This window comes from Streptomyces sp. NPDC057877 (assembly GCF_042796855.1).
In the GTDB taxonomy this organism is placed as follows: domain Bacteria; phylum Actinomycetota; class Actinomycetes; order Streptomycetales; family Streptomycetaceae; genus Streptomyces.
Map to the genome: position 1 here is coordinate 482,815 of NZ_JBHVMS010000001.1, position 23,801 is coordinate 506,615.

At 75.2% G+C, this 23,801-nt stretch carries 23 protein-coding genes; 3 read left to right on the top strand and 20 right to left on the bottom strand.

Annotation, left to right across the window (positions count from 1 at the left end):
* Positions 1 to 57: 57 nt before the first annotated feature.
* Entirely contained in the window at positions 58 to 930 is an 873-nt protein-coding gene (locus ACFVQG_RS02060) for an alpha/beta fold hydrolase (protein WP_383375752.1), read from the top strand.
* Between the two features lie 5 nt (positions 931 to 935).
* Here the strand turns inward: ACFVQG_RS02060 and ACFVQG_RS02065 are convergent, their stop codons facing one another.
* The 11 genes from ACFVQG_RS02065 to ACFVQG_RS02115 form a co-directional block, all read right to left on the bottom strand.
* Positions 936 to 2,681 carry an ABC transporter ATP-binding protein gene (locus ACFVQG_RS02065; RefSeq protein ID WP_383375754.1) on the bottom strand — a complete coding sequence of 582 codons (1,746 nt, stop codon included), beginning with the start codon at positions 2,679 to 2,681 and terminating at the stop codon, positions 936 to 938.
* Positions 2,678 to 4,417, bottom strand: a complete 1,740-nt coding sequence (locus tag ACFVQG_RS02070; protein ID WP_383375756.1) for an ABC transporter ATP-binding protein/permease — start codon at positions 4,415 to 4,417, stop codon at positions 2,678 to 2,680. Before ACFVQG_RS02070 ends, ACFVQG_RS02065 begins: the two co-directional genes overlap by 4 nt.
* Positions 4,414 to 5,490, bottom strand: coding sequence for a SagB/ThcOx family dehydrogenase (locus ACFVQG_RS02075; RefSeq protein ID WP_383375758.1), 1,077 nt, complete (start codon positions 5,488 to 5,490; stop codon positions 4,414 to 4,416). Before ACFVQG_RS02075 ends, ACFVQG_RS02070 begins: the two co-directional genes overlap by 4 nt.
* Positions 5,491 to 5,498: 8 nt before the next feature.
* Positions 5,499 to 6,878, bottom strand: a complete 1,380-nt coding sequence (locus tag ACFVQG_RS02080; RefSeq protein ID WP_383375761.1) for a YcaO-like family protein — start codon at positions 6,876 to 6,878, stop codon at positions 5,499 to 5,501.
* Complete coding sequence (locus tag ACFVQG_RS02085; RefSeq protein ID WP_383375764.1) at positions 6,875 to 8,338, bottom strand: CocE/NonD family hydrolase; 1,464 nt, start codon at positions 8,336 to 8,338, stop codon at positions 6,875 to 6,877. The genes ACFVQG_RS02080 and ACFVQG_RS02085 overlap by 4 nt, the downstream gene beginning before the upstream one ends.
* The gene (locus tag ACFVQG_RS02090; protein ID WP_383375767.1) at positions 8,335 to 9,192 is read right to left on the bottom strand and encodes a hypothetical protein; all 858 of its coding nucleotides are present in this window, start codon (positions 9,190 to 9,192) and stop codon (positions 8,335 to 8,337) included. The genes ACFVQG_RS02085 and ACFVQG_RS02090 overlap by 4 nt, the downstream gene beginning before the upstream one ends.
* A 94-nt stretch (positions 9,193 to 9,286) precedes the next feature.
* Positions 9,287 to 9,400 (bottom strand): streptamidine family RiPP, encoded by a 114-nt coding sequence (amiA, locus tag ACFVQG_RS02095; RefSeq protein WP_240449383.1) that lies wholly within the window; start codon positions 9,398 to 9,400, stop codon positions 9,287 to 9,289.
* An 82-nt stretch (positions 9,401 to 9,482) separates the two neighbouring features.
* A complete protein-coding gene (locus tag ACFVQG_RS02100; RefSeq protein WP_383375769.1) occupies positions 9,483 to 10,280 on the bottom strand; it encodes an ABC transporter ATP-binding protein in 798 nt (265 codons plus the stop codon).
* Positions 10,281 to 10,317: 37 nt separating this feature from the next.
* Positions 10,318 to 11,328 (bottom strand): FecCD family ABC transporter permease, encoded by a 1,011-nt coding sequence (locus ACFVQG_RS02105; RefSeq protein WP_383375771.1) that lies wholly within the window; start codon positions 11,326 to 11,328, stop codon positions 10,318 to 10,320.
* On the bottom strand, positions 11,325 to 12,251 hold the full coding sequence (locus ACFVQG_RS02110) for a FecCD family ABC transporter permease (RefSeq protein WP_383376505.1): 927 nt from the start codon (positions 12,249 to 12,251) through the stop codon (positions 11,325 to 11,327). The genes ACFVQG_RS02105 and ACFVQG_RS02110 overlap by 4 nt, the downstream gene beginning before the upstream one ends.
* A 44-nt stretch (positions 12,252 to 12,295) precedes the next feature.
* Complete coding sequence (locus ACFVQG_RS02115; protein WP_383375773.1) at positions 12,296 to 13,273, bottom strand: ABC transporter substrate-binding protein; 978 nt, start codon at positions 13,271 to 13,273, stop codon at positions 12,296 to 12,298.
* Between the two features lie 96 nt (positions 13,274 to 13,369).
* Between ACFVQG_RS02115 and ACFVQG_RS02120 the strand changes: the two genes are divergently transcribed.
* A complete protein-coding gene (locus ACFVQG_RS02120; RefSeq protein WP_383375775.1) occupies positions 13,370 to 14,569 on the top strand; it encodes a hypothetical protein in 1,200 nt (399 codons plus the stop codon).
* Positions 14,570 to 14,607: 38 nt separating this feature from the next.
* On the opposite strand, the gene ACFVQG_RS02125 is transcribed toward ACFVQG_RS02120, so the two are convergent.
* From ACFVQG_RS02125 to paaA, 7 genes are all read right to left on the bottom strand, one after another.
* A complete protein-coding gene (locus ACFVQG_RS02125) occupies positions 14,608 to 15,249 on the bottom strand; it encodes a Rid family hydrolase (protein ID WP_383375777.1) in 642 nt (213 codons plus the stop codon).
* A complete protein-coding gene (locus ACFVQG_RS02130) occupies positions 15,246 to 16,856 on the bottom strand; it encodes a flavin monoamine oxidase family protein (protein WP_383375779.1) in 1,611 nt (536 codons plus the stop codon). The genes ACFVQG_RS02125 and ACFVQG_RS02130 overlap by 4 nt, the downstream gene beginning before the upstream one ends.
* A gap of 178 nt (positions 16,857 to 17,034) precedes the next feature.
* Positions 17,035 to 18,135, bottom strand: coding sequence for a 1,2-phenylacetyl-CoA epoxidase subunit PaaE (gene paaE, locus ACFVQG_RS02135; RefSeq protein WP_383375782.1), 1,101 nt, complete (start codon positions 18,133 to 18,135; stop codon positions 17,035 to 17,037).
* Positions 18,136 to 18,660 carry a 1,2-phenylacetyl-CoA epoxidase subunit PaaD gene (paaD, locus tag ACFVQG_RS02140; RefSeq protein WP_383375784.1) on the bottom strand — a complete coding sequence of 175 codons (525 nt, stop codon included), beginning with the start codon at positions 18,658 to 18,660 and terminating at the stop codon, positions 18,136 to 18,138.
* On the bottom strand, positions 18,654 to 19,481 hold the full coding sequence (gene paaC / locus ACFVQG_RS02145; RefSeq protein WP_383376507.1) for a 1,2-phenylacetyl-CoA epoxidase subunit PaaC: 828 nt from the start codon (positions 19,479 to 19,481) through the stop codon (positions 18,654 to 18,656). The genes paaD and paaC overlap by 7 nt, the downstream gene beginning before the upstream one ends.
* A 31-nt stretch (positions 19,482 to 19,512) precedes the next feature.
* Complete coding sequence (gene paaB / locus ACFVQG_RS02150) at positions 19,513 to 19,806, bottom strand: 1,2-phenylacetyl-CoA epoxidase subunit PaaB (RefSeq protein WP_210924782.1); 294 nt, start codon at positions 19,804 to 19,806, stop codon at positions 19,513 to 19,515.
* Positions 19,803 to 20,768 (bottom strand): 1,2-phenylacetyl-CoA epoxidase subunit PaaA, encoded by a 966-nt coding sequence (paaA, locus tag ACFVQG_RS02155; RefSeq protein ID WP_383375786.1) that lies wholly within the window; start codon positions 20,766 to 20,768, stop codon positions 19,803 to 19,805. The genes paaB and paaA overlap by 4 nt, the downstream gene beginning before the upstream one ends.
* Positions 20,769 to 20,893: 125 nt before the next feature.
* Here paaA and ACFVQG_RS02160 point away from each other — a divergent pair, with 125 nt between their 5' ends.
* The gene (locus tag ACFVQG_RS02160) at positions 20,894 to 21,967 is read left to right on the top strand and encodes a nucleotidyl transferase AbiEii/AbiGii toxin family protein (RefSeq protein ID WP_383375789.1); all 1,074 of its coding nucleotides are present in this window, start codon (positions 20,894 to 20,896) and stop codon (positions 21,965 to 21,967) included.
* Between the two features lie 253 nt (positions 21,968 to 22,220).
* Here the strand turns inward: ACFVQG_RS02160 and ACFVQG_RS02165 are convergent, their stop codons facing one another.
* Both ACFVQG_RS02165 and ACFVQG_RS02170 read right to left on the bottom strand, forming a co-directional pair.
* Entirely contained in the window at positions 22,221 to 23,288 is a 1,068-nt protein-coding gene (locus tag ACFVQG_RS02165; RefSeq protein WP_383375791.1) for a DUF6745 domain-containing protein, read from the bottom strand.
* Positions 23,289 to 23,367: 79 nt separating this feature from the next.
* The gene (locus ACFVQG_RS02170) at positions 23,368 to 23,694 is read right to left on the bottom strand and encodes a hypothetical protein (protein ID WP_383375793.1); all 327 of its coding nucleotides are present in this window, start codon (positions 23,692 to 23,694) and stop codon (positions 23,368 to 23,370) included.
* Positions 23,695 to 23,801: the final 107 nt, after the last annotated feature.

Here is a 23,801-nt window from a genome sequence, read left to right on the forward strand (position 1 = left end):
CGGGTACGGCCGCCGATCCGACGGGCGGCCCCGCACGCGTACGGCGAGGAGAGAACCATGAGCACGACTGGCCCCACCACACAGGAGGCGCGCGCCCGCACCGTCACGGTCGACGGTGCCCGCGTGGCCTGCTGGGAGTCGGGACCCGAGGACGGCGAGCCGGTCCTACTGCTGCACGGCTACCCCGCCGACCACCACAGCTGGGACCACCAGGCGCCCTCGCTGGCCCTCACCCACCGGGTGATCGCACCGGACCTCCTCGGCTGGGGCGACTCCGACCAGCCCCGGCACCTCGCCTTCGACTACGACACCGAGGTGGCCCGGCTCGGCCGCCTCCTCGACGCGCTCGGCATCAGCGCCGTCAACCTGGTCGGCCACGACTACGGCGGCTTCCTCTCCCTGGGCCTCGCCCAGACGCAGCCCGGCCGGGTGCGCAGGCTGGCCCTGCTCAACAGCCGCTCGCAGGCCACCTTCGTACCCCACTGGCGGGCCCTGTTCACCGCCTTCACGCTGGCCGGACGGACCCCCGGGCTCCGGTCGCTCGCCGCGCGGCTGCCCTACGGCGTGCTGCACCGCTGGGCCTTCGGACCGCTGGTGGAGAGCGGTTACGTGAGCCGCGAGGTCATGAGCGGCTACCTCGCCCACGTGGGCCCCCTGGAGAGCCGCCGGTGGCTGACGCACTTCTTCGGCCACTACCGCACCGCCGCGCGCCCCGAACTGCGCCGCCGTCTGGACCGGGTCACCTGCCCGGTGGCGGTCGTCTGGGGGCGCCGGGACAAGTACCTGAGCCCCGCCATCGCGGCCGAGCTGGCGGCCCGGATCCCGCACGCCGAGCTGACGATGGTCGACGACGCTGGCCACTGGGTGATGGACGAGCGCCCGGCCGAGGTCAACGCCGCGCTGGAGCGTCTCCTCAGCCGGGAGGCGTGACCCACTCACCGGTCGTCCACCGCCACCGCCAGCACCCGCGCCAGGGCACCGTCGGGACGAGCCGTCAGCTCCTCCCAGGTGCCCTGCTCCACGACCCGGCCCTCCTCGAGCACGGCGATGCGGTCGGCGCGGCGGATGGTGGCGGGTCGGTGGGCGATGACGATCGTGGTGCGGTCCGGGTGGGCCAGCGCGGCGGCGAGTTCCGCGTCGCCGGTGTTGTCGAGGTGGGCGGTGGTCTCGTCGAGGACGAGGACCCGGGGCTCGGCGAGCAGGGCGCGGGCCAGGGCGATACGGGCGCGCTGGCCGCCGGAGAGGGTGGCGCCGCGCTCGCCGACCGGGGTGTCCAGGGACGCGATGCGGTCGACCCCGCACAGCCGCGCCACCTCGGCGAGGCGTCGGCCGTCCGCGCCGGGCGCCGCCAGCCGCAGGTTCTCGGCCAGGGTGCCGTGGAAGAGGGGGCTGTCCTGGCCGACGACGGCGACGGCCGCGCGCAGTTCGGCGTCGGCGAGGTCGCGCAGGTCGACGGGGTCACCGGTGGCGGGCAGGAGGTGCACCGCCCCCGCCGTCGGGTCCCAGAACCGGGCCAGCAGATGGGCGCAGGTCGACTTGCCCGCGCCCGAGGTGCCCACGAGGGCGAGGGTCTGCCCGGCGGGGACGGTCAGTTCGGTGTGCCGGAGCACCGGGCGGCGGTCCCCGTAGCCGAAGCTCACGTCGTGCAGCCGGACGCCGAGGGGTCCCGGCGGGAGGGGCCTGGGTGTGGTGGGCGGTGGGGCGAGGGTGGGGGCGTTGATCCCGGCGTCGACCCTGGACGCGGCGGCGCGCAGGCCCATGGCCTGGCTCAGGGACCGGGCCGACTCGGCGACCGGGCCCAGCACGGCCAGCGCCAGCGCCATCGCGGCGGGCGCCCAGGCGCCGTCCAGGCGTCCGGCGGCGACGGCCCCCGCGGCGGCGGCCACCACGCCGAGCACGGCGAGGACGATGAGCAGTTCGCGCACGGCCGCCGCCATCGCCTCCCAGGTGACCTCGGCGCGCTGGGCCTCCCCCAGCCGCCCGCCCTGCCGGGCGAGCCGGGCGCGGCGCTCCGGCAGCGCGCCGAAGGCGAGCAGTTCGCGCAGCCCGTCGACGGTCTCCACGGTGTCCGCCGACAGGTCGGCGGCGGCCTGCCGGGTGCGGGCCCCGCGTGCGGTGCGCCCGCGCGCGTCGGCGAACGGCGCCACGGCCAGCAGTACCGCGACCGGTACGACGGCGGCCAGCAACCAGGGCTCCACGGACGCCAGTACCGCCGTACCGGCCGTGAACACGGTGCCGGAGGCGAGGAGTTGGGCGGTGGTGTGGGCGTAGAAGAACTCCAGCGCCTCCACGTCCGCCATGGCGGTGGCCGCGAGGTCGCCGCTGCGCTTCCCGGCCACCCGCGCGGGCGCGCTGCGGGCGAGCCCGTCGAAGACGCGGACCCGCAGCTCGGCCAGGACGCGGTAGGCCAGGTCGTGCGAGAGGTCCATCTCCCGCCAGGTCATCAGGGCGCGTACGACGACCAGGGCGGCCAGCGCGAGGACGGTGCCCGTCGACGGGGCGCGGCCGGAGGCGACCGCGGTGCCGACGGTGTGCGCGGCGAGCGTCACCAGCGCGACCAGCGAGCCCTGTTCGGCGAGGGCGGCGGCGCAGGTGCGGGCCATCATGGCCCGGTGCCCGGCGAGGACGGGCAGCAGGGCGCGCAGCGACCCACGCGCGCGTGCGGTGTCGGCGGTGCTCACCGGGCGTGCCCCCCGCCCTGCGCGAGCCCGGCCACGGCGAGCCGGGCGTACAGCCCCCCGGCGGCCACCAGGTCGGGATGCTCCCCGATGGCGTCCACGCGTCCGCCGTCCAGCACCACGATGCTGTCGGCGTGCCGTACGGCGGCCAGCCGGTGGGCGACGACGAGGACGGTCCGCCCGCCCGCGACGGCCGTCAGGTCCCGCACGATGTCCGCCTCCCGGCGTTCGTCGACGGCGCTGGTGGCCTCGTCGAGCACGAGCACGCGCGCGTCGGCCAGCAGCGCCCGGGCCAGGGCGAGCCGTTGGCGCTGGCCGCCGGAGAGGGTGGCGCCGCGCTCGCCGAGGACGGTGGCGTAGCCGTCGGGGAGGGCGGCGATCTCGTCGTGGATCCCGGCGGTGCGGGCGGCGTGCGCGAGGTCGTCGTCGGTGGCGCCGGGGCGGGCCAGGCGCAGGTTGGCGGCGATGGTGGCGTGGAAGAGGTAGGTCTCCTGGGAGACGACGGCGATTCCGCGCCGCAGCGCGTCGAGGGCGTAGGCGCCGGTGTCGAGGCCGTCGACGGTGATCCGGCCGCGCTGGGGGTCGTGGTGGCGCAGCAGCAGGGCGAGCAGGGTGGACTTGCCCGCGCCGGACGGGCCGACGACGGCGGTGGTGTGTCCGGCCTCGGCGGTGAAGGTGACGCCGCGCAGGGTGGGCCGGTCGGCGCCCGGGTAGGTGAACTCGACGTTCTCGAAGCGCAGTCGGGGCGGGCCCGCCCAGTCGGCGACGGCCGTTCCCGTGTCCCGCACGGCGGGTGCGGCGGCGCGCAGGGCCGCGAGTCCGTCGGCGGCGGAGACGCCGAGGTATCCGGCGTGCCACTCCCGGGCCAGGTCGCGCACGGGCCGGAAGCACTCCCCGGCCAGCAGCAGCACCAGGTAGGTGCCGGTGGCGCCGGTCGCGCCGGTCACCGACGACCAGCAGGCCAGCAGCGCGGCGGCGACGGTGCCGCCCTGGATGGCGAGGTCGGTGATGCCGGTGTCGACGAGGGAGACGCGGAGCTTGGCGACGGTCGCCCGGTGCAGGGCCGCCGACCGCTGTTCGAGCCGTCGCCGGGTGCGGCTGACGGCGCCCGCGGCCCGCAGGGCGGGCATGCCCTGGAGGGCTTCCAGGTAGTCGGCGCCCAGTCCCTCGTAGGTGTCCCAGTGTTCCTTGCCGCGCCGGGCGAGCAGCCGGTCCCAGGCGCGGGGTCCGGCGAGGGCCAGCAGCAGCGCGGGGACCAGGCCGAGCAGGGCGCGCGGTTCGATGACGGCGACGGCGGTGAGCAGCAGGGGCGGCGCCACGAGGGTGACGGTCAGTTGGGGCAGGTAGCGGGAGACGTAGGCGTCGACGCCCTCGACGCCGTCGACGAGGGTGGTGCGTACGGCTCCGGCGCGGGCGGTGGTTAGATGGGCGGGCCCGAGGCGGCCGAGGTGGGCGAGGAGGTCGTCGCGCAGCCGGACCCTCACGCGGGCCCCGGCGCGGGCGGCGGTGCGCCGCTGGGCGAGGCCGAGCCCGGCGCGGACGGCGACGGTGGCGGCGACCGCCGTGAGCAGCGGGGGCAGCGGGCCGGTGTCGCCGCGTGCGATGGCGGCGAGCGCGTGGGCCAGCAGCACGGCCTGGGCGAGCCAGCCCACGGTGACGGCGCCTTGCAGCAGGGTGGCCGCAAGCAGCGTGCGCCGTGCGTGGCGGGCGGCGCGGCGCAGCTCCGGATGGACGATCACTTGGTCCCCTCCTCGGGTCGGCCGGACCCGAGGGCCAGGCCGTGGACGATCCAGTTCTGTCGGGGTGCGCCGCCCAGCGCGGCCCCCAGGTCCGCGCCCTGCCAGGAGCCGACCGGACGGCTCGCCAGAGCACGGCGTACGGCGGTGAGTTGCGCGCGTCCGACGGCGTATCCGGCGTGCAGGTGGTCGCGCCGGACGCGGGTGGCGTCGGCGCCGGTCGGGCAGCCGTAACCGAGCAGTACGGCGCCCGCGTCGGCGATCCAGCGCTGTCCGGCCGCCCAGGCGGCGAGGGTGGGCCGGGCCTCCCCCGCCGCGAGCCGCCGCAGTGTGCCGTCGGGTGCGCGTTCGAGCAGCTCGGGGCGGGGCCCGCCGACGGCGACGCACCAGCGCAGGTGTCCGGCGCCCGCGGTCTCGGCGGTCGTGAGCAGGGCGCGGAGGTCGCCGGGGGCGGGGGTGCCGGGCAGCGGCGGGCGGGCGCTGCGGCGGGCGAGCAGGGCGCAGAGCGGGGCCTGTTCGGGGCGGTGGCCGGGCAGGACGCGCACGGTGGCGAGGGGGTGTTCGCGCGCGCCGTCCAGGTGGGCGGTGACCGGTCCGGTCCCCAGGGCGCGGGCGGCGAGCCAGAGCGCGGCGGCGGCGTGCCCGGTGTCGAGCAGGAGCAGGGGCCCGGCGCGGTGGCCGTAGTGGCTCTCGGTGCGGCGGGCGGTGACGGACAGCTCGACGGTGGCCCCGGGCGGGGTGTCGTCGGGCGGCACGGGGCCGAGGTGGTGGACGCGGTGGCGCAGGGGGTCGTAGCCGTAACGGCCGGACGGCAGTGTGCAGTCGGCGCCCACGGTGAGCCGGGCGTCGACGGGGTGCAGGGCGCCCGCGGAGGGGGTGGGCCGGAGTCGTCCGGTGGGGTCGGCGGCGGCCAGGGACAGGCGCAGCAGCCGTCCCAGGTCGAGCTGTCCGGGCCGCCGGGCGCGGGGCAGCTCGCGCGCGGGGCCGGGCCAGTCGGGTACGGCCGGGCCCGCGGGGGTGTCGGGGCCGGGCGGCTCGGTGCCGCGGGCCCGGTCGAGGGCGGTCACGAGGTCCACGGGACGGCTCACATGTGTGGCGGGGGAAGGAGGGTGAAGTCGTCCGGCGCGCTCGGCGCGGTGGCCCGCCAGCCGCGGGTGACGGCGGCCTCGGCGAGGCGCGGGCAGCCGAAGTACCCGAAGGCGGCGGGGGCGTTGGGCAGCAGCCCGGAGACCAGGACGCGGGCGACGCGCAGCGCCGTCTCGGCGATGTCCTCCGTCGTGAGGTCGAAGGTCATGACGCGGTGTCCGCCCCGCTCCAGGGCGCCCTCCAGCCGTTCCCGGCTGCCGGACGGCACGGCGTCGAGCGGGACGACGCCGTGCGCGGGCTCGGTGAAGCGCCGCGCCTCGGCGGCCGTGCGCGGGTCCAGCCACACCTGGACATGGGCGCCCAGGTCCCGTACGTGCCCGAACCGCTCGCCGCACGCGTCGAGGTAGCGGCGGTCGGCGCGGTGGTCGAGGTAGAGGCCCTTGGCGAGCAGTCCGGCGTCCACGGCCTGGAAGACCCAGCCGTCCGGGTCGGTGAGGCCCTGGGTGAAGACCCAGGTGTGGACGGCTTCCAGGACGGCCTTGCGGGCGGCCTCGGCGGGGTCGTACTTGCAGGCGAACCCGGCGGCGTACAGGTCGAGCCGTGGATCGTGGACGAGGGCCGCCACGCAGGGCGCGAACTCGGACGGCATCTCCACGAGCCACACCCGCAGCCCGGACCTGGCGAGGTCGTCCGCGAGGCCGGGCACGGTGTCCGGGTCGATGCCGCGGGTGGGCCCGTCGAGGTGCCACCACACCTCCAGCGCGTCCCGCTCGACGATCTCCAGCAGCGCCCGCTCCACGGCGTCCTCGAAGCCCTGGCCGGTGGCGATGCCCGCGTAGTTGAGGTGGTGGGTACGCGGCAGCGCGCGCAGGTCCCCCTGCCGCCAGTTGAGATGGGTGAGCGCGACGGGCGCCCACACCTCGCCCCGCTCCCCGCCGGGCAGCCGATCGGTGCCCCGGGCCCACAGCGCGGGCGTGTCGGCGGTGAGCGGGCGGTAGGGGAACCTCTCGCGGGCGTACTGCCAGTCGGCGTACGACGGCAGTTCCCCGGGCCCGTACAAGGGCAGCCCCTTGCCCGCCAGTTCGGCGGCGGTGGCGCGCAGGGGGGCGTCGGGGTGGCCGGGCGGTGGGACGCGGTTGCCGCAGTAGCGTTCGACGCCCTCGGCTATGGCGGCGACGCGCGCGGTCTGCGGGTCCCCGAAGGAGGTGCCGAGGGAGACGCGGTCGGCGGGCCACAGGCCGAGTCTGCGGGCGTCGGAGATCTCGGCGGTCATGGCGGTGTAGCGGGGCGGCGCGCCCGTGGGGTGTTCGACGGGCTTGACCTTGCGGACGACGCCGCAGACCGGGTCGACCAGGGCTTCCAGCGGCAGCGCCGTCATCGGAGGATCTCCTCGGTGGGGTCGGTGGGTTGGGGGCGGGTGGCGAGCGCGGTCAGCCGCAGCCCGGCGTGGTGCACCTCGCGGGCGGAGGCGGTGAGGCGGGTGGCGGTGACCGGGTCCTCGCCGGTGTGCGGGTTGCGCGCGTGCGCCGGGAAGTGGTGCCCGGCAACCTCCAGCCGCAGCCGGGTCCCGGCCCGCAGCCGCCGGGCGATCCGGCCGAGGGGGACCCCGAACTCCGCCATGTGGCCTGGCGGTTCGTGGCGCCGGACGATCCCCACGGCCAGTCGCTCGGCGTGCCCGTCGGGGGTGACGGCGACCAGCCGGGCCGCCCAGTCGGCGCCGGGTGTGTCGGCGGTGGCGCGCAGACGGGCCTCCGCGGGGCCGAGGAGGTCCAGGGGGCGCGGCAGGGGCGGGGTGACGAGCAGGCAGCGGTCGGGGGTGCCGGTGGCGGGCACCGTCAACTCGTCCGACCTGACCGGGTGTTCGGGGTCGGCGGTGAAGGCGGCGCCGTGCAGCAGCCGCAGTGCCGGGGCGTACGGCCCTCCCTGCGTGTCCGCCGTCAGCCACAGCGGGCTGCCGCCGAGGGCCACCGCGCCGGACCGTCCCGCCGCGAGCCGCCCGGCGAGGGCGGCGTGCGCCCAGCGTGCGTACAGGTCACCGAGGTCGACCCGGTGCGCGGGATCGGCGTCGGCGGTCAGGGCGTGTCCCCAGGGGCCCATCAGCAGGCGTGCCGAGGGTCCGCCCCAGCGGTGCCACAGGTCGGCGGTGTCCTCGGCGAAGTGGTCGCGGTGTCCGCCGACGGCGAGCAGCGGTACGGCGGCCCGCGCGCCGAGCACGATCAGCCGCCCCCTCTCGCGCCGCGCCCACACGTCCGGCCAGGAGGGCAGGTCCCGGCCGAGCCGCCGGGGCAGGTCGAGGAGCGGGACGTGGGTGAGAAGTGCGGGGTCGGCCGCGAGGGCCTTCGCCAGCGCGCTCTCCTCGGAGTCCGGGCGGTCGCCGTGCGCCGCCCACCAGCCCGCGCGGGTCAGCAGCCGTTCGACGCCCGAGGGTTCGCGGGCGGTGTCGGCGATGCCGAGCGCGGGCACGGCGGCGATGACGGCGTCCGGGCGGGCGTCCTCGGGCGCCTCCAGGGCGAGGGCGAGGGCGCAGTGGGCGGCGTAGGAGGCGCCGGAGGCCACCAGGCGTCCGTCGCTCCAGGAGCGGCGGCGGATCCAGCGCGCGGTGGCCGCGCCGTCGGCCGCCTCACCGTCGTAGGGACGCCAACGCCCCGGCGACGCGTGCCGCCCGCGCACGTCCTGGGCCAGCGCGGCGAAGCCCCGGCGCGTCCAGCCGCGCAGTTCGGCGCGGTGGCGTCGGCGGTCGTAGGGGGTGCGGACGAGGACGGCCGGGAAGGGCCCGGCGCCGTCCGGGAGCCGGACGTCGGTGGCGAGGCCGTGCACGGTCGTGGTGTACGACGTCACCTGGCGCTCACCGGATGCCGGGCGACGGTGGGGACGGGCAGCACGGGGTGCTCGGTGACCGTCAGGGTGCGCAGGTCCACGCGGCGCAGACGACGCCGGGCGGGCAGGGGGCCGGGGTCGGGGGCGTCGGTGGCCCATCGGGTGAGGTCGTCGGTGAGCAGTGCGGCGAGCAGTCCGGCCGTCGCACTGGTGGGACGGACGGGGGCGCCGGTGGTGCGGGGGCCGGTCCAGTAGGCGGCCAGTTCGCGGTGGGCGGGGGTGGCGGCGAGGCGGCGGGCACGGACGTGGGCCGAGGTGACGTCCCCGGCGCGCGCCGCCAGGGGTTCGACGTAGGCCTGCCAGCCCTCGCGGTGGCAGCGCAGCCAGGCGACGCCGTGCTCGGGGAGCCGGTCGGCGCTGTCCCAGAGCCCCGCGGGCACGGGTCCGTCGAGGCACCACACGACCGCGGCGGCGTCCGGGGCGCGGTCCGGTTCCGGTGGTGTGCCGGGGTGGGGGTCGGCACCGGCGGCCCGCAGCGAGTGGGCCAGGGGGTCGGTCAGCGCGGGGTCGCCGAGCAGGAGGATCTTCCGGCGTTCGGCGGGCCAAGGGGTGGGGGCGGGGTCGGAGGCGGGGGCGGGGTCGGAGGCGGGGGCGGGTTCGGGGGCGAGGTATCCGGCGTCCTCGAACGCCGCTGTCAGTCGGTCGATTTCGGCGTCGGGGTCGGAGGTCCGCCCGGCGAGCCGGGCCAGCAGCGCCGTCGGGTCCGCGTCGCCGGTGCGGACCTGGAGGAACTCGCCGTCGGCCGTGCGGACGGCCAGGCCGCGCCCCTCGACGGCGACGACTTCGACACCCGGTGCGAGCTGGCTGCGGGACACGTCGGCTCTCCTGGGGTTCTGAGGGTGGGTCGGGAGGGAGACGGGCCCGCCCGGAGGCACCTGGGCGGGCCCGCTGTGAGGGAGTCGCCCTCGCTTACTCCTCGGTGTCCTCGAACGGGTTCTCGACGAGAGCGTTGGAGTGGGACGCCGAGTCGTGGGCCAGCTGACCCGGGTCGGCGATCGGAGCGAAGACCTGCTCGTTCTCCATGAACGTTCCTCCTTCACTTGGGAGTTGTGGCGATCCGCTGATCACCACACGAGAGAAGTTAATGAATATGATTATCGTTCCGCTAGTCGTGGAGAGGGTGATCTGGGTAACACACGGGCCACCCCCCCTCGGGGTCCCGCCCCACCCGGCCCGCCACCCGCAGCACCCGCGCGAGGAAGTCCGGGGTGACGACCTCCTTGGGCGCCCCGTCGGCCACCACACGGCCGTCCCGCAGCGCCACGATCCGCTCGGCGAACCGGGCGGCGTGGGCGAGGTCGTGCAGCACCATGACGACGGTCAGACCGCGCTCCTCGCGCAGCCGCACCACCGTCCGGAGCACGTCGAGCTGGTGGTGCAGATCGAGATAGGTGGTCGGCTCGTCCAGCAGCAGCACCCGGGTGTCCTGCGCGAGCGCCATCGCCAGCCGCACCCGCTGGCGTTCACCCCCGGAGAGCGCGTCGACGGGACGGTCCGCCCACCCCGTCACGCCCACGTCCGCCAGCGCGCGCCGCACCACGGCGTCGTCGCCCTCGCGGAGCATGCCGAGCGGGCCGCGGGCGGCGTACCGTCCCTGGCGGACGAGCTGACGTACCGTCATACCGGGGACGGCCGGGGCCGACTGGTGCAGCAGGGCCACGTGCCGGGCGGCGGCGCGCCGGGAGAGGCGGGCCAGGTCGTGGCCGCCGAGCAGCACCCGCCCCGCGCCGGGGCGCAGCAGCCCGGCCGCGAGCCGCAGCAGGGTGGACTTGCCGCAGCCGTTGAGGCCGACGAGGGCGGTCAGTTCGCCCGGCTCGACGGTCAACTCGACGCCGTTCAGCACCGGTCGGCCGGGATATCCGAAGTGGACGTCCTCCACGCGGATGCCCGTGAGTTCGCTCATGTTCTCGGTCCTTCACCACTGAGGATTTCCGCACGGCCTAGAAGCTCCCGCCCGGTGTGCGCCGCACGACCACCAGCAGCGCCACCGCCCCGGCGCAGGTGGTGAGCGCCCCGACGGGCAGGGTGAGCCGGTCGCTGTCCAGCGCGAGGGCCAGCAGCCGCGACGCCGCCTGCGCCGCCGCGTCCGCCCCGCCCACCACGACCGCCCCCAGCAGTCCGGCGCCGGGCAGGGAGACCCGTAGATCGGCGCCGAAGACGGCCACCGCGAGATGCGGTACGAGCAGTCCCACGAAGCCCAGCGCGCCCACCGAGGCCACCGCGCCCGCCGTCAGCGCCACCGCGCACAGCAGGGCGAGGGTCCGGGCGCGGGCGGCCGAAAGCCCCGCGGCGGCGGCGAGTTCGTCCCCGCAGCGCAACAGGGTCAGCGGCCCGGTCAGCAGCCACGCCGCGGCGCCCCAGAGCAGCGCCCAGGGCCAGAGCAGGTGCCAGTGCTCCCACACCCGGCCCTCCGTGGTGCCGACCAGCCACTGCACGACACTGCCCAGCTCGCCCGGCGCCACCAGCAGCACCATCGCCGTCAGCCCGCCGAGCACCGCCGAGACCAGCACCCCGTGCACGGCGGTCTGCGCGGGGTCCGCCCGGCCCCGCCCGGTCAGCAGCCACAACAGCCCCGCCCCGGCGCAGCCGCCCGCGCACGCGGCGACGACCACGGCGAACGGCGACTGCCACCCCGCGAGCCCCAGCCCGGTCGCGGTGACCGCGCCCAGGACCGCCCCCGGCGTCACCCCGGTGACCTCGGGCCCGGCGAGCGGATTGCGCAGCGCCGACTGGAGGACGAGACCCGCCACCCCGAGGCAGGCGCCCGCCCCGAGCGACACCAGCAGCCTCGGCAGCCGCAGCCGGAACAGCACATGGCGCTCCAGCTCGCCTCCGCCGCCGGTGAGTACGTCCCACACCACGGGCGGGGACATGGCCCGCCCGGCGAGCAGCGAGGCGGCGGAGGCCAGCAGCAGGAGCGCGCCGAGGACGCCCCACGCGCGCGCCCTCATCGGGACCTCCGCAGCAGCGCCACCCCGGCCGGCACGCCCAGCAGCGCCGTCCAGGCACCGGCCGGGGTCTCCACCGGCGCCAGCGCGAGCCGGGCGGGCACGTCGGCGACGGCCACGACGGCCGCACCCCACGCCGCGGACCAGGGCAGCCAGCGCACCGCGTCGGCACGGGGGTTGAGGCGCCGGGCCAGGTGCGGGGCGAGGAAGCCGACCCAGGCCACCGGCCCGCACACGGCGGTCACCGGCGCGATCAGCACGACGGTGACGGCGAGCGCCGCGAACCGGGCCCGCCGCACGCGTACCCCCAGCGCCTCGGCGTCGTCGTCGCCGAGGCGCAGCACCGCGAGCACCGGTGCGCACAGCACCAGCGCGGGCACCGCGACCAGCAGCCACGGCCACAGCCCCGTCACGTCGTCCCAGGTGCGGGCGGAGAGCGAGCCGAGCAGATACCGGTAGATGAGCTGGAGGTCGAGCTGGTCGGCCATCACCATCAGCACCAGCAGCGCGGCCTGGAGCGCGGCGGCGACCGCGGCGCCGGTGAGCAGCACGGCGGACGGGCTGCGCCCGAGCCCGGCGGCGAGCAGGGTGAGCCCGCCGCCGAGCGCCGCCCCGCCGATGGCGAGCAGGGGCTGTACGGCGGCGGGCACCGCCACCGCCAGCACCAGGGGTGCGGCGACCCCGAGGGCCGCCCCCGAGGAGACGCCCAGCATCTCCGGGACGGCCAGGGGGTTGCGCAGCGCCTCCTGGAGCACCAGCCCCGCCGCGCCCAGACAGGCCCCCGCGAGCAGCGCCAGCACCAGCCGGGGCACGCGCAGTTCGGTGACGACGACGCGGGTGATCCCGTCGCCCCCGCCGAACAGCCGGTGCGGGGGGACGTAGGGCGTGCCGAGGCTCAGCGCGCACAGGGCCGCCGCCACCAGCAGGGCGAGCAGGGTCAGGAGCTGTGTTCTGGGGTACGGCCGTCCGGTCACCGCAGCGCGGCCACGGCCTCGTCGAGGACGATGCCCAGTGAGCGGGTGCCGCGTCCCTTGGCCCACACCTCGGAGTTGACCTCGTGGACGTTCCCGTCGCGCACGGCCGGGATCTTCCCCCACAGCGGGTTCTTCGCCAGCTTCTCGGACAGCTTGCCGTCCGGTTCCCCGAAGCTCAGGGTCTCGACGAAGAGGACGTCCACGCCCTGGGCGAGGATCTCCTCCAGGCTGTAACTGCCCTCCACGCCACGGGACTTCCAGGGGTAGTCGGCCAGCTTCGGGAAGAGTCCGGCGGCGACGTCGGTGCCGGGGGTGGCGACGCCGAAGTTCTCGTCGCTGCCGTAGATGATGAGCGCGGTCTTGTCGCTCCTGCCCTTCTCGGCCTCGGCGAGCTTGGTGCGGAAGGTCTTCTCGGCCTTCTCGCCCTGGGCCGTGCGGCCGGTGAGCGCGGCGGTGTCGCGCAGGTAGGCCACGCTGTCCTGCCAGGTGGCGGGCTGCATGGGCCAGAAGGTGGTGGCGCCCTTCAGCGCGGGGGCCAGCTTGCCGTGGGTGTCCTCCAGGCCGATCACCAGGTCCGGCTTGTGGGAGAGGATCGCCTCCACCTCGGGGGCGATGAACCCGCCGGGTATGACGGCGACCTCCTTGGCCTTTGCCTCGCCCAGGAAGCCGGGCTGGGCGAGGAGTTCGTTGTTGCTGGCCACCGGGGTGATGCCCAGCTCGGTCAGGATGTCGTCGCAGAGCGCGACGAGGCAGACGATCCGCTGCGGCTTCTCCTCCAGGGAGATCGTGACGCCGTTGGCGTCGGTCAGGCGCCGGGTCTCCTTGATGGGTTCGACGGTGACGTCGGTGACGTCGCTCCCGGCGTCGTTCGCGGTCTCCTCCGTCTCGGTGGCGGCGCCGCAGCCCAGCAGGGCCGCGCCCAGGACGGCGGCGGCCAGGCCGCGTCGTATGACTCTCCAGGGGGAGCGCAGCATTCGGTGCCCTCGCTTCTGTTCGTGGTCCGGAACGCACCGACCATACATGATAATCATTTTCAGTCAGAGGTTCCGGATCACCGATGGAGGCCGCCCATGACCACCGACCCGCTACTCCTCGTCTCCGACCACATGGCGGGCCATGTGTACGCGGTGACGGTCCCCGACGGTGACGTCCTCTGGGAACTGACGGGCCGTCACCTCTCGGAGCACGCCGGGTTCCTGTCGCTGTCGCGCGGACGCGTGGCCTGTGTCGACGACCGGCGCGGGGAACTGCTCGTCCTCGACCCGTACGGACCCGAACCGGTGGCCGCCGCGATACCCGTGGCCGTACCGGCCGAGCACCTCGCCACCGATCCGTCGGGCCGATGGGTGGCCGTCACGACGGGACTGGGCAGGAACGGCGCCCCCTGGTCGGACCTGCTCACCGTCGCGGACCTGGCCACCGGCGACGCGGCGCGGGTGCGGACCCGGGTCGGTGAGCCGGGGGTGACCGTGCTCGGCCCCGGGGACCCGGTCGTCGTGCTGCGGCACCGTGAGCCCGGCTCCCTGGACGTCCACCGGTACGCCGATCTGCTCGCCGCACCGCCCGGCTGCCCGCCCGTCACCCCCGTCGCGACCCTGCCGTTGCCGGACGACGGGCACGGTGACGCCCAGGACCCGGGCGAGCGACGGGTGTTCGCGGCCACCGGCGAGGGAGTGCACCGGGCGCGGTGGGCGGACGGCACTCTGGTCGCGGAGCCGGTGATTCCGTGGGGCGCGCCCGCGCGGGGCTGGTACCTACGGCTGGACGGGCGGCGGCAAGCCCTGTGGTCGACGTTGCGCGGCGGCCCCGCCGACCCGCTGCGCTGGCCGGAGTGGACCAACCAGGCCTGGCGCCACGACCTCGGCACCGGGGCCACGACCCTGACCGACCTCGGCCCGGGACTGGTCTTCCGGCTGGCCCCGGCCCGGCGGCACACGGCGTTCGCCCGGATCCACCCCGGCGGCGACGAACTCGTCCTGCTGGGCGAGCCGGAGGGGGCGGTGCGCCGTGTCCCGCTGCCCGCCATGGACGGCGCGCCCCGCGCCGGGGGCACGCCCTGGGAGGGCGTCCAGCGCCGGGCGGTGGCCGCGTCGCCGGACGCGGACTGGGTGGCGGTGACGCGGGGTGGCCACGGCGAGGTGCATCTCGTCGACGCGGTGACCGGGGAGGAGGCCGACCGGTTGCGGCTCGGTACGCCGCTCCGGCACGGGGGCCATGCCGTGCTGCTGCCGCAGCCGTGCGGCCCGGACGGTGATCCGGTCGGCCGGTGAGCGGGGCACGCCGGGCTGACCCTGGCGTGCCCCCTCGATCAGCGCTTCCTGTACACCGCCGTCACCTCCACCTCCACCAGCCAGCCCGGTACGGCCAGCGAGGCGACCTCCATCGTGGCCCGCGCCGGGCGGGCCTTGTTGGCGAGCAGGGGTGGCCGCGGCGCGGAGGTACCCATCGGCACCGGCACGACCTGCCGGGTCTCCAGGTCGACATTGGCGAAGTACTGCCGGTACGCGCGGTTCCAGCCCGCGTAGTCGGCGACCTGGGCGCCGGGCGGCTTCATGAGGTAGCACTTCATGGTGACGACGTCGGCCGGGGTGAGGCCCGCCGCCGCCAGATTCGTCCTGATGTTGCGCAGGACGACGAGCGCCTGCGCCTCGGTGACGGTGACCCCCTCGGCGCCCTCGGTGAGGGCCGGGTCGGTGTAGCGTTCCGGGGTCCCGGCCGGGGCCGCGGGGTTGAGGGCGGAGGGCCCGAGGCCGCTGCTCTGGTACCCGGCGACCTCACCCCCGGTCACCACGCCGTTGGCGATGGCGGGATTGGACTGCCCCTCGGGCAGCATGACCCGCACTTCCTTGGGCCCGGGCCACCAGCCGCCCGCACCGGCGACCGTGGCGCCGCCGGTCAGCAGCGAGCCGGTCAGCACGGTTCCGACGAGCACCTGAGTACGTCGCTTCACGCCGCCATCACCCTCTCGTGGATACCGGTCACGACCTTGCGGGCCGAGGTGAGGGCGCCGTGCTGCCAGGCGATGACGTGGCTGAGCCAGTCACCGGCGAAGTAGACGTGCCCGGCGGGCTGGTTGAGGAGCTTGTACTCCGGTCCGTCCTGCGAGGGCCAGCCCACCCAGCCGCCCTCGATGTGCGGGGTGCGGTGCCAGGCCACGCTGAAGGAGCGCTCCAGTTCGGAGCGGTACTTCTCGCCGTGGATCTTCACGCCCTGGCTCACCGCCCGCGCGAGACGCTGCTCGTGCGGCAGGGCGCCGTAGGAGAGGGCGTTGGCGCCGAAGTGGTAGTAGCCGATGAGGGTGCCGCGGCGGCCCTGGTAGCCGTACGACGGGTACCAGATCGTGGAGAGGTCCATGTCGGTCGGCGTGATGCCGCCGTATATGTGCTCGTCGGTCTCCCACCAGCGGCTGCGGTACTCCAGGCCGATCTTGCCGACCGGCGTCGCGGTGGGGTACTCCAGCGCGGCGGTGACCTGGGCGCCGAGGTTGTGCTTGATGCGGGCCATGACCATGGGCGGTACGGCGGCCACCACGAAGTCGGCGCGCTGGCCGCGGACCCGGCCGCGGGCGTCCTGGTAGGTGACCTCGGCGCCGTCGGGGAGGTCGGTGACCTCCAGTGCCCGGGCGCCGTAGGTGATGCGGTCGGGGCCGATCGCCTCGGCCAGGGCGTAGGGGATGGCGTCCATGCCGCCGACCGGCTGGAACATCAGCATGGCCTGGTCGTAGCCGAGTTCGAAGGAGAACCGCTGTCCGACGCCGCTGGCGATGACGTCCGACAGGGAGGGAACCGGTCCCAGGACCGTGCCCGCCTCGAAGGCGGCGCCCGGTTCGACCGCGTAGCCGCGACGGTCGGTGCCGGTGTAGGCGTAGCCGTCGGCCTTGCCCTTGATGGCGCCGAAGCTCTGCAGGAAGGCGATCAGCCGTTCCTTGTCGGAGGCGGTGAGCCGGGTGTCCAGGGCGCCCTGGTCGGTGGCCTTGGCGAGCAGTTCGGAGACATAGCCGTAGACGTCGGCCTTCGCGGTGCGCCAGCGGATGGGGCGGCTCGCGAGGGCGGCGCTGTTCTCGTGGTAGATGTACGCGTTGGCGTTCTGGTTGGTGAACACCTCCAGTTCCACGCCGAGTTCACGGCAGTAGTCGAGGGTGACGTGGGACTGGGGCAGCCGGGCGGGCCCGGCGTTCATGTACTGGCCCTTCGAGAAGGACGCGGTCTGCTTGCGTCCGTCGAGGTCGGTGAGCGAAGTGCCGCCCCTGACGGTCCAGTTGCGGCCGCCGGGCCGGTCCCCCGCCTCCAGGATCCGGCAGTCGTAACCGGCCTTGCCCAGTTCGTACGCGGTGGCCAGGCCCGCGATGCCGCCGCCGAGCACCAGGACCTTCTTCGCGCCGCGCCCGCTGAGCGTGAAGTCGCTCCTGCTCGGCGGCCGGTACCGCTCGGCCCGGACGTCGGGAACGGGCGCGAGGCCCAGCGCGCCCATCGCCGAGTAGAGCACTCCCGCGCCGCCCGCGATCCCCACGGAACGCAGGAAGTCACGCCGGGACCCGGTGGATCTCTCCGCAGCCATCCACTCCTCCTCACCCACGCCCACGGCACGGGGGCCGGGGCGCGCATTGCGGTCAACCCGGTCACGTGGGGGGTGAGGTGCAGTTGAGACCGGAGGTGCCAGATGAGGGTGCGTCAGGAGTGTTACGGGTGAATACCGATGACGTATCCGGGATATGAGCAGGAACGCCGGGGTGCCGTCAGCTGTCGTAGTCGACGGTCAGCGCCTCGGAGACCGGGTACGACTGGCAGGTCAGGACGTATCCCGCGGCGACCTCGGAGTCCTCGAGGGCGAAGTTGCGGCGCATGTCCGCGCGGCCGTCGGTGACCAGGGCGCGGCAGGTGCCGCAGACGCCGCCCTTGCAGGCGAAGGGCAGGTCGGGGCGGGTGCGCTGGGCGCCCTCCAGGATGGAGCGGTCTCTGGGCAGGGCGGCGGTGGTGGAGCGGCCGTCGAGGGTGATGGTGACCTTGCTGACGGGTCCGCGCGGGCCGGTCTCCTCGTGACGGACCTCGCGTACGGGTTCGTCGTCGGCGAAGAACAGCTCGCGGTGGACGCGGTCCTTGGGGACGCCGAGGCCGGACAGCAGCCGCTGGGCGTCGCCGACCATGCCCTGCGGGCCGCACAGCCACCAGTGGTCCGCGGCCGGTACGTCGACGAGGGCGCCGATGAGCGCGGCGAGCCGGTCGGCGTCGAGGCGGCCGGAGAGCACCTCGGCCTCGCGGGGTTCCCGGGACAGGACGTGGGCGAGGTGCAGGCGGGTCGGGTGGAGGTCCTTCAGGTCGGCCAGTTCCTCGGCGAACATCACGGTGTCGGTGCGCCGGTTGCCGTAGAAGAGGGTGACGGTGGAACGGTCGTCGGCGGCCAGCACGGACTCGGCGATGGACACCATGGGCGTGATGCCGGAACCGGCCGCGATCAGGACGTGGTGGGCGGGGGTGGTGAGGTCGGGGGTGAAGGCGCCGGTGGGGGCCATCACCTCGAGGGTGTCGCCGGGGCGCACCTCGTTGACCAGCCAGGAGGAGAACAGACCGCCCGGCACCGCCCGCACGCCGATGCGCGGCGCCGCACCGGCCGGTGCGCAGATGGAGTACGAGCGCCGCTCGTCCCGGCCGTCGACGTCCCGCCGCAGGGTGAGCGACTGGCCCGGCGCGAACGCGAACTCCTCGGCCAGCTCCGGCGGGATCTCGAAGCCGACGGCCACGGCGTCCTCGCACAGCCGCCGCACGTCGGCGACGCGCAGCGGGTGGAAGGCCGCACGGCGGCGCGGGCGTGCGGCCCGGGAGGGGACGGTCGCGGTCATCTAGATCTCCTTGACGTACTCGAACGGCTCGCGGCAGTCGCGGCAGCGCCACAGCGCCTTGCAGGACGTGGCGGCGAAGCGGGAGGTCTCCTCGGTGTCGGCCGAGCCGCAGCGCGGGCAGGGCACGGTGCGCCGGGTGGGCGACAGCGGCAGCGGTACCGGTCCAGGGTCCCGGCGGGGTGCGGCGCCGGGCGGGGCGATGCCGTGCTCGGTGAGCTTGCGGCGCCCGGCCGGGGTGATCCAGTCGCTGGTCCAGGGCGGGTCGAGGACCGTACGGATCTCCACGCGCGCGTACCCGGCGTCCCGCAGCCGGGCGGCCACGTCGGCGCGCATCTCCGCCATCGCCGGGCAGCCCGAGTAGGTCGGGGTGAGGCTCGCGACCACCGTCCCGTCGTCGGTCAGTTCGACGCCGCGCAGCACGCCGAGGTCGGCCAGGGTGAGCATGGGCAGTTCGGGGTCCGGCACCCGCTCGGCGACGCGGCGGGCGCGGCGGGCGTCCAGGCCTTCCGGGGCGGTGGTCACCATGTCGCCTCCGGGTGGGCGCGGGCCACCCCCTGCAACTCGGCCAGCAGCGGGGCGAGGTGCTCGGTGTGCTCCCCGGCCCGTCCGGCGCCGGGCAGCGGCCGGTACGGCGGCATGGGCAGCCCGCCCGCGTCGGTGACCTGCCGCAGCACGCCGACGACCTCGTCCCGGGCGTCGTGGGCGGTGAACAGCTCGCCCAAATACGGGCCGACCCGCTCCAGGGCCGTGCGCGTCCGGCGGTGCGACTCCTCGGTGCCGTCGCCCAGGCGCACCACCCACTCGGCCGCGTACTGCCGGTGGTACGTCAGTTCCTTGACGCCCTTCGCGGCGACCGCCGCCAGCACCGGGTCGGCGTGCGACGACAGCCGCTGGAAGTGGGCGAGCCGCCAGCTGGACAGCACCAGCAGCCGCACCATCGAGAACGCGAAGTCCCCGTTGGGCAGTTCGGCCAGGCGTACGTTGCGGAAGTCGCCGGGGTCGCGGAAGTAGGCGTAGGCGTCCTCGCCGCGGCCGGTGCCGTCGGTCTGTCCGGCGCGGGTGTAGAGGAGCCGGGCCTGTCCGAGCAGGTCGAGGCCGATGTTGGCGAGCGCCACCTCCTCCTCCAGCTCGGGCGCGCGGGTGATCCACTCGGCCAGCCGCTGGGCGCTGACCAGCGCGTCGTCAGCCAGTGCCAGGCACTCGGCGGCCAGCCGCCCGGCGTCGACGCCGTCGGGCACGGTGGTGTCCACGCCGTGCAGGGGGTCCTCGAAGCCGGTGCCGTAGGCCCAGCGGGTGTCGTCCTCGTGCCCCTCGGCGAGGGTCATGTAGACGTGATCGTCCTTCATGGCGCTCATGGCTGTTTCCTCGCGGCCGGGGCTAGATGTGGGGGACGTCGTCGGGGATGTCGTAGAACGTCGGGTGGCGGTACACCTTGTCGGCGCTCGGCTCGAAGAAGGGGTCCTTCTCGTCGCGGGTGGAGGCGGCGATGTGCTCGGAGCGCACCACCCAGATGCTCACGCCTTCGTTGCGGCGGGTGTAGAGGTCCCGGGCGTGGGTGAGGGCCATCCGGTCGTCCGCGGCGTGCAGGGAGCCCACGTGGACGTGGTTCAGCCCGCGCTTGCCGCGCACGAACACCTCGTACAGGGGCCAGTCCCGCTTCTCGGCGGTCATGCCACCGCTCCCTTCGCCGCGCGCGCCGCCTGCTTGGCCGCGTGCGCGCTCGCCGCCTCGCGCACCCAGGCGCCTTCCTCGTGGGCCGACCGGCGCCGTGTCATCCGTTCGGCGTTGCACGGTCCGTCGCCCGTGATGACCCGCTTCAGCTCCTCCCAGTCGGGGGTGCCGAAGTCGTGGTGCCCGCGCTCCTCGTTCCACCGCAGCTCCGGGTCGGGGAGCGTCACGCCGAGCTTCTCGGCCTGCGGGACGGTCATGTCGACGAAGCGCTGGCGCAGCTCGTCGTTGCTGTGCCGTTTGATCTTCCAGGCCATGGACTGGGCGGAGTTGGGCGAGTCGTGGTCGGGCGGGCCGAACATCATCAGCGACGGCCACCACCAGCGGTCCACCGCGTCCTGGACCATCTCCCGCTGGCCTTCAGTGCCCCGCATCATGGTCATCAGCAGCTCGTAGCCCTGCCGCTGGTGGAACGACTCCTCCTTGCAGATCCGCACCATCGCCCGCGCGTACGGCCCGTAGGAGCTGCGGCACAGCGGCACCTGGTTGCAGATCGCCGCGCCGTCCACGAACCAGCCGATGACGCCGACGTCGGCGAAGCTGAGGGTCGGGTAGTTGAAGATCGACGAGTACTTCTGGCGGCCCTCGATCAGCCGCTCGGTCAGCTCCGCGCGATCGGCGCCCAGCGTCTCGGCAGCCGAGTAGAGATACAGCCCGTGCCCGGCCTCGTCCTGGACCTTGGCGAACAGGATGGCCTTGCGGCGCAGCGACGGGGCGCGGGTGATCCACTCCCCCTCCGGCTGCATCCCGATGATCTCCGAGTGCGCGTGCTGGGCGATCTGCCGGACCAGCGTCCTGCGGTAGCCGTCCGGCATCCAGTCACGCGGCTCGATCCGCTGGTCCCGCGCGATGGTCGCCTCGAACTGCGACTGGAGTTGCGTCTGGAGTCCCGACTCCGTATCCATCCGTCCCTCTCCCCAACCGACCATTCGTTCGGTTCCATGCTACGACGTGGGCCCCCGTTCTGGTAAGTACCGCGCACGCGATCTCCGAGGTGGACCCGTGGGCGCCGTCCGTGATGAGCTGGGGCGTGACGGACTACACGGACGGGACACGGCGGCACGAACCGGCCCGCCGTGCCGTCCTCGATCATCTGCTCCGGCTCATCGCGGACTCCCCGCTCGGCGAGTCGCTGATCCTGCGCGGCAGTATGGTGATGCCCGCCTGGGTGGGCTCCTCCGCACGCGAACCGGCCGACCTCGACTGGATCGTCCGGCGGCCGGACCTGGTGCCCCTGGACCCCCTGCATCCGCACCCCTACGTCACCGGGCTCGAGGACGTCCAGCAGTGGCCGGAGGCCGCCGACGGCGCCGCCCGGTACGAGATCTGGCAGCACGAGGACTTCGACACCGGCGGGCTGCGGGCCGTCCTGCCGCCCGAGGGCCTGCACTGGCTCATCGAGCCCGACGCCGACACCCTCATGCTGCGCGAGGAGTTGCTCGCCCTCGTGCGACGGCGACCGGTCGCCGCGCCGGGCGTCGTACTGGATCCGGACGGCGCCCGGGACGACCCGACCTGGGCGTACTCCGAGTACCCCGAGTATTCCGAGTACTCGGAATACTCCGTGCACTACTCGTCGTACTCCGACGGCGGCGGCCCCGGCATGCGCGTGGTGATCCCCTGGTCGGCGGAGGGCACGTCGTCCGGCGAGGCCCGGCTGGACTTCGCCCGCGACGAGCGCCTGCCGCAGGCCCCGGTCCTCACCGCGATCCCCAGCGCGGACGGCAGCGGGCCCACCCCCGTGCGTACGGCGAGCCGTGAACTCTCCCTCGCCTGGAAGCTCCTGTGGCTCCACGCGGACGCGACCGAGGGGTGCGCCCAGGGGAAGGACCTGTACGACGCGGTGCTGCTCGCGGAGGCGCCGGGGGTTCGGGTGTCCCGGGGACTGTTGGCGAGGGTGTTCGGGGGGCGGGGAGTGGTCTCCGCCCGCCGCACTCCCGACCATCCGTCAGCCGCCGACGCCGCGCTGGCGCGCCTGGCGGAGGTACGGCCCTCCGCCGTGGACTGGGCGGCCTTCCAGGAGGAGCACCCGTGGGTGCCGGGCACGGCCGAGCAGTGGCTGGACCGCCTGCGCGAGGCGCTGGCCACGGCGGTCCAGGCGTAGGGCCGCCGGTCGGGCCCGGGGCCCGGCGATGCGGGTATGGGAACTGCCGGTCAGACCCCGGAGCCAGGCGGTCCAGACGCAGGAGCTGCCGGTCACACCCCGGAGCCCACCGGTCCAGACGCAGGAACTACCGATCACACCCCGGAGCCCACCGGTCCAGACGCAGGAACTACCGATCACACCCCGGAGCCCACCGGTCCAGACATAGCAACTGCCGATCGCACCCGGGGCCCGGCGTCGGGGAGCGGCCCCGTCACGTCTCCCGTTCCGGTATGTAGGCGTCGGCGTCCAGCCCGAAGGTCCAGGCGACGCCCTCCCGGGCGGTCCGGGTGCGGGGCGGCACCCGCAGCCAGTAGGTGCGGTGGCTGCCGTCGGGCTCCGGGGTGGAGTTGAGGACCTCGACCATCACCAGCGGCTCGTCCCCCTCCAGTTCGATCCGCCACAGCACCCCGGTCTCGTCCCGGTGCACGGGCTCCGCGCCGGACTCCTCCAGATAGCGGTCGTAGCCGTAGTGCTCCAGCATCACGCGGCGCAGCTCGGCGTTCTCCTCCTCGCGGATCCGCCGCGGGGTCAGCGAGGCGAGTTCGTCGAGGAACGCGGCGGGCACCGGCATGCCGCCCCAGGCGTGCAGCGCGAACCCGTCGGGGAAGGCGAGCGCCGGGCCGTCGCCCCGGTGCAGGCGGCCCGCCTCGTCGCGGTGCAGTCGCACCGGGCGTTCGGTCACGATGGCGCACTTCTCGTACGGCCACCACCAGCCCGCCGCACGCGCGACCGCGGCGATCCCGGCGAGGCCCTCCTCGCCGTCCGGGCCGTCGAAGGCCGCCAGCCAGGCCGCGTCGTGCTGCCCGAGGACCGCGTCGAGCAGCACCAGCCGGACGGCCCGCTCACCCCCCGGCAGCTCGGGCAGCGCCTCGACCACGCCGGTCTTGATGCGCTCGGTCAGCCCGGTCGTGCCGTCCCAGAGCTGAGCGCCCGTCAGCAGCCAGTGCTCGGCCCACCCGGACGTCCCGAGCCGCTCGGCGGCACGCTGCCGCGCCGCCGCCCACGGCCGGGTGCGCACCTCGTCGCGGACGCTGCGGCCGGTCGCGTCCTCCGCCGTCAGCCGTGCGGCCAGGGCGACGCCCTCGCGGGGCGAGCCCGCCCACAGGATCCGTTCCGGCTCGGGCAGCCCGGCCAGCCGGTAGGCCAGGCGCACCCCGTCCTCCGCCGCCGCACGGTCCGCCGGTCCGGTCGCGGCGCCGACCGCACGCCACCTCGCGGTCGTGTCCAGCACCGTCACATCCGCCGGTGCGGTGGACGCGGGAGCGTCCACCACAGTCATCGCAGCCGCCCCAGCCACCGAAGTCCCCGTCTCTGTCTTCGTCCCGGTCGTCGTCATCGCTTCGCTCTCCCCCGCCGTCTCAGTCCGCCACGACGCGCACCGCGCCCGGCACGTACTCGCGCTGCCGCACCACCCGGTACCAGCCCTTCGGCAGCGGTATCGCCGCGTGCTCCTCGTGCACCACCCGCCCGCCGTCCGGGAGATGGAGGTACGCGGCGCCGAACGGGCCGGTCTCCCGCACCAGCGTGCCCGGCCCGACCACGGCGTGGGCGTGGCCCGTCACCTCGCCGAGCGCCAGCACCAGCCGCCCCCGAGCGTCCCGCGGCTGCTCCGGCAGCCGGTCCGTGCCCGGCGGCACCGCCGACTCGGCCACGGGCACGATCAGGACATCCCCTTGCCGGTACATACAAGTCTCCCTTCACCGTCGGCACTTCGCCGACCGATGTCCACGACGCTACGCGGGGGGTCTGACAACGCCCTCGGACCGGGGCGGCGGCGGGCAGCCCGCGAACG

Excerpts from the sequence above, each read along its gene's own strand:
- paaB (WP_210924782.1), bottom strand. The coding sequence starts at position 19,806 with ATGACCGCCGAGAAGCGGGACTGGCCCCTGTACGAGGTGTTCGTGCGC.
- ACFVQG_RS02115 (WP_383375773.1), bottom strand. The coding sequence starts at position 13,273 with ATGCTGCGCTCCCCCTGGAGAGTCATACGACGCGGCCTGGCCGCCGCC.
- amiA (WP_240449383.1), bottom strand. The coding sequence starts at position 9,400 with ATGGAGAACGAGCAGGTCTTCGCTCCGATCGCCGACCCGGGTCAGCTG.
- paaD (WP_383375784.1), bottom strand. The coding sequence starts at position 18,660 with ATGGTGACCACCGCCCCGGAAGGCCTGGACGCCCGCCGCGCCCGCCGC.
- ACFVQG_RS02100 (WP_383375769.1), bottom strand. The coding sequence starts at position 10,280 with ATGAGCGAACTCACGGGCATCCGCGTGGAGGACGTCCACTTCGGATAT.
- ACFVQG_RS02060 (WP_383375752.1), top strand. The coding sequence starts at position 58 with ATGAGCACGACTGGCCCCACCACACAGGAGGCGCGCGCCCGCACCGTC.
- ACFVQG_RS02130 (WP_383375779.1), bottom strand. The coding sequence starts at position 16,856 with ATGGCTGCGGAGAGATCCACCGGGTCCCGGCGTGACTTCCTGCGTTCC.
- ACFVQG_RS02120 (WP_383375775.1), top strand. The coding sequence starts at position 13,370 with ATGACCACCGACCCGCTACTCCTCGTCTCCGACCACATGGCGGGCCAT.
- ACFVQG_RS02170 (WP_383375793.1), bottom strand. The coding sequence starts at position 23,694 with ATGTACCGGCAAGGGGATGTCCTGATCGTGCCCGTGGCCGAGTCGGCG.
- paaC (WP_383376507.1), bottom strand. The coding sequence starts at position 19,481 with ATGAAGGACGATCACGTCTACATGACCCTCGCCGAGGGGCACGAGGAC.
- ACFVQG_RS02105 (WP_383375771.1), bottom strand. The coding sequence starts at position 11,328 with ATGAGGGCGCGCGCGTGGGGCGTCCTCGGCGCGCTCCTGCTGCTGGCC.
- ACFVQG_RS02080 (WP_383375761.1), bottom strand. The coding sequence starts at position 6,878 with ATGACGGCGCTGCCGCTGGAAGCCCTGGTCGACCCGGTCTGCGGCGTC.
- paaA (WP_383375786.1), bottom strand. The coding sequence starts at position 20,768 with ATGGATACGGAGTCGGGACTCCAGACGCAACTCCAGTCGCAGTTCGAG.
- ACFVQG_RS02165 (WP_383375791.1), bottom strand. The coding sequence starts at position 23,288 with ATGACTGTGGTGGACGCTCCCGCGTCCACCGCACCGGCGGATGTGACG.
- paaE (WP_383375782.1), bottom strand. The coding sequence starts at position 18,135 with ATGACCGCGACCGTCCCCTCCCGGGCCGCACGCCCGCGCCGCCGTGCG.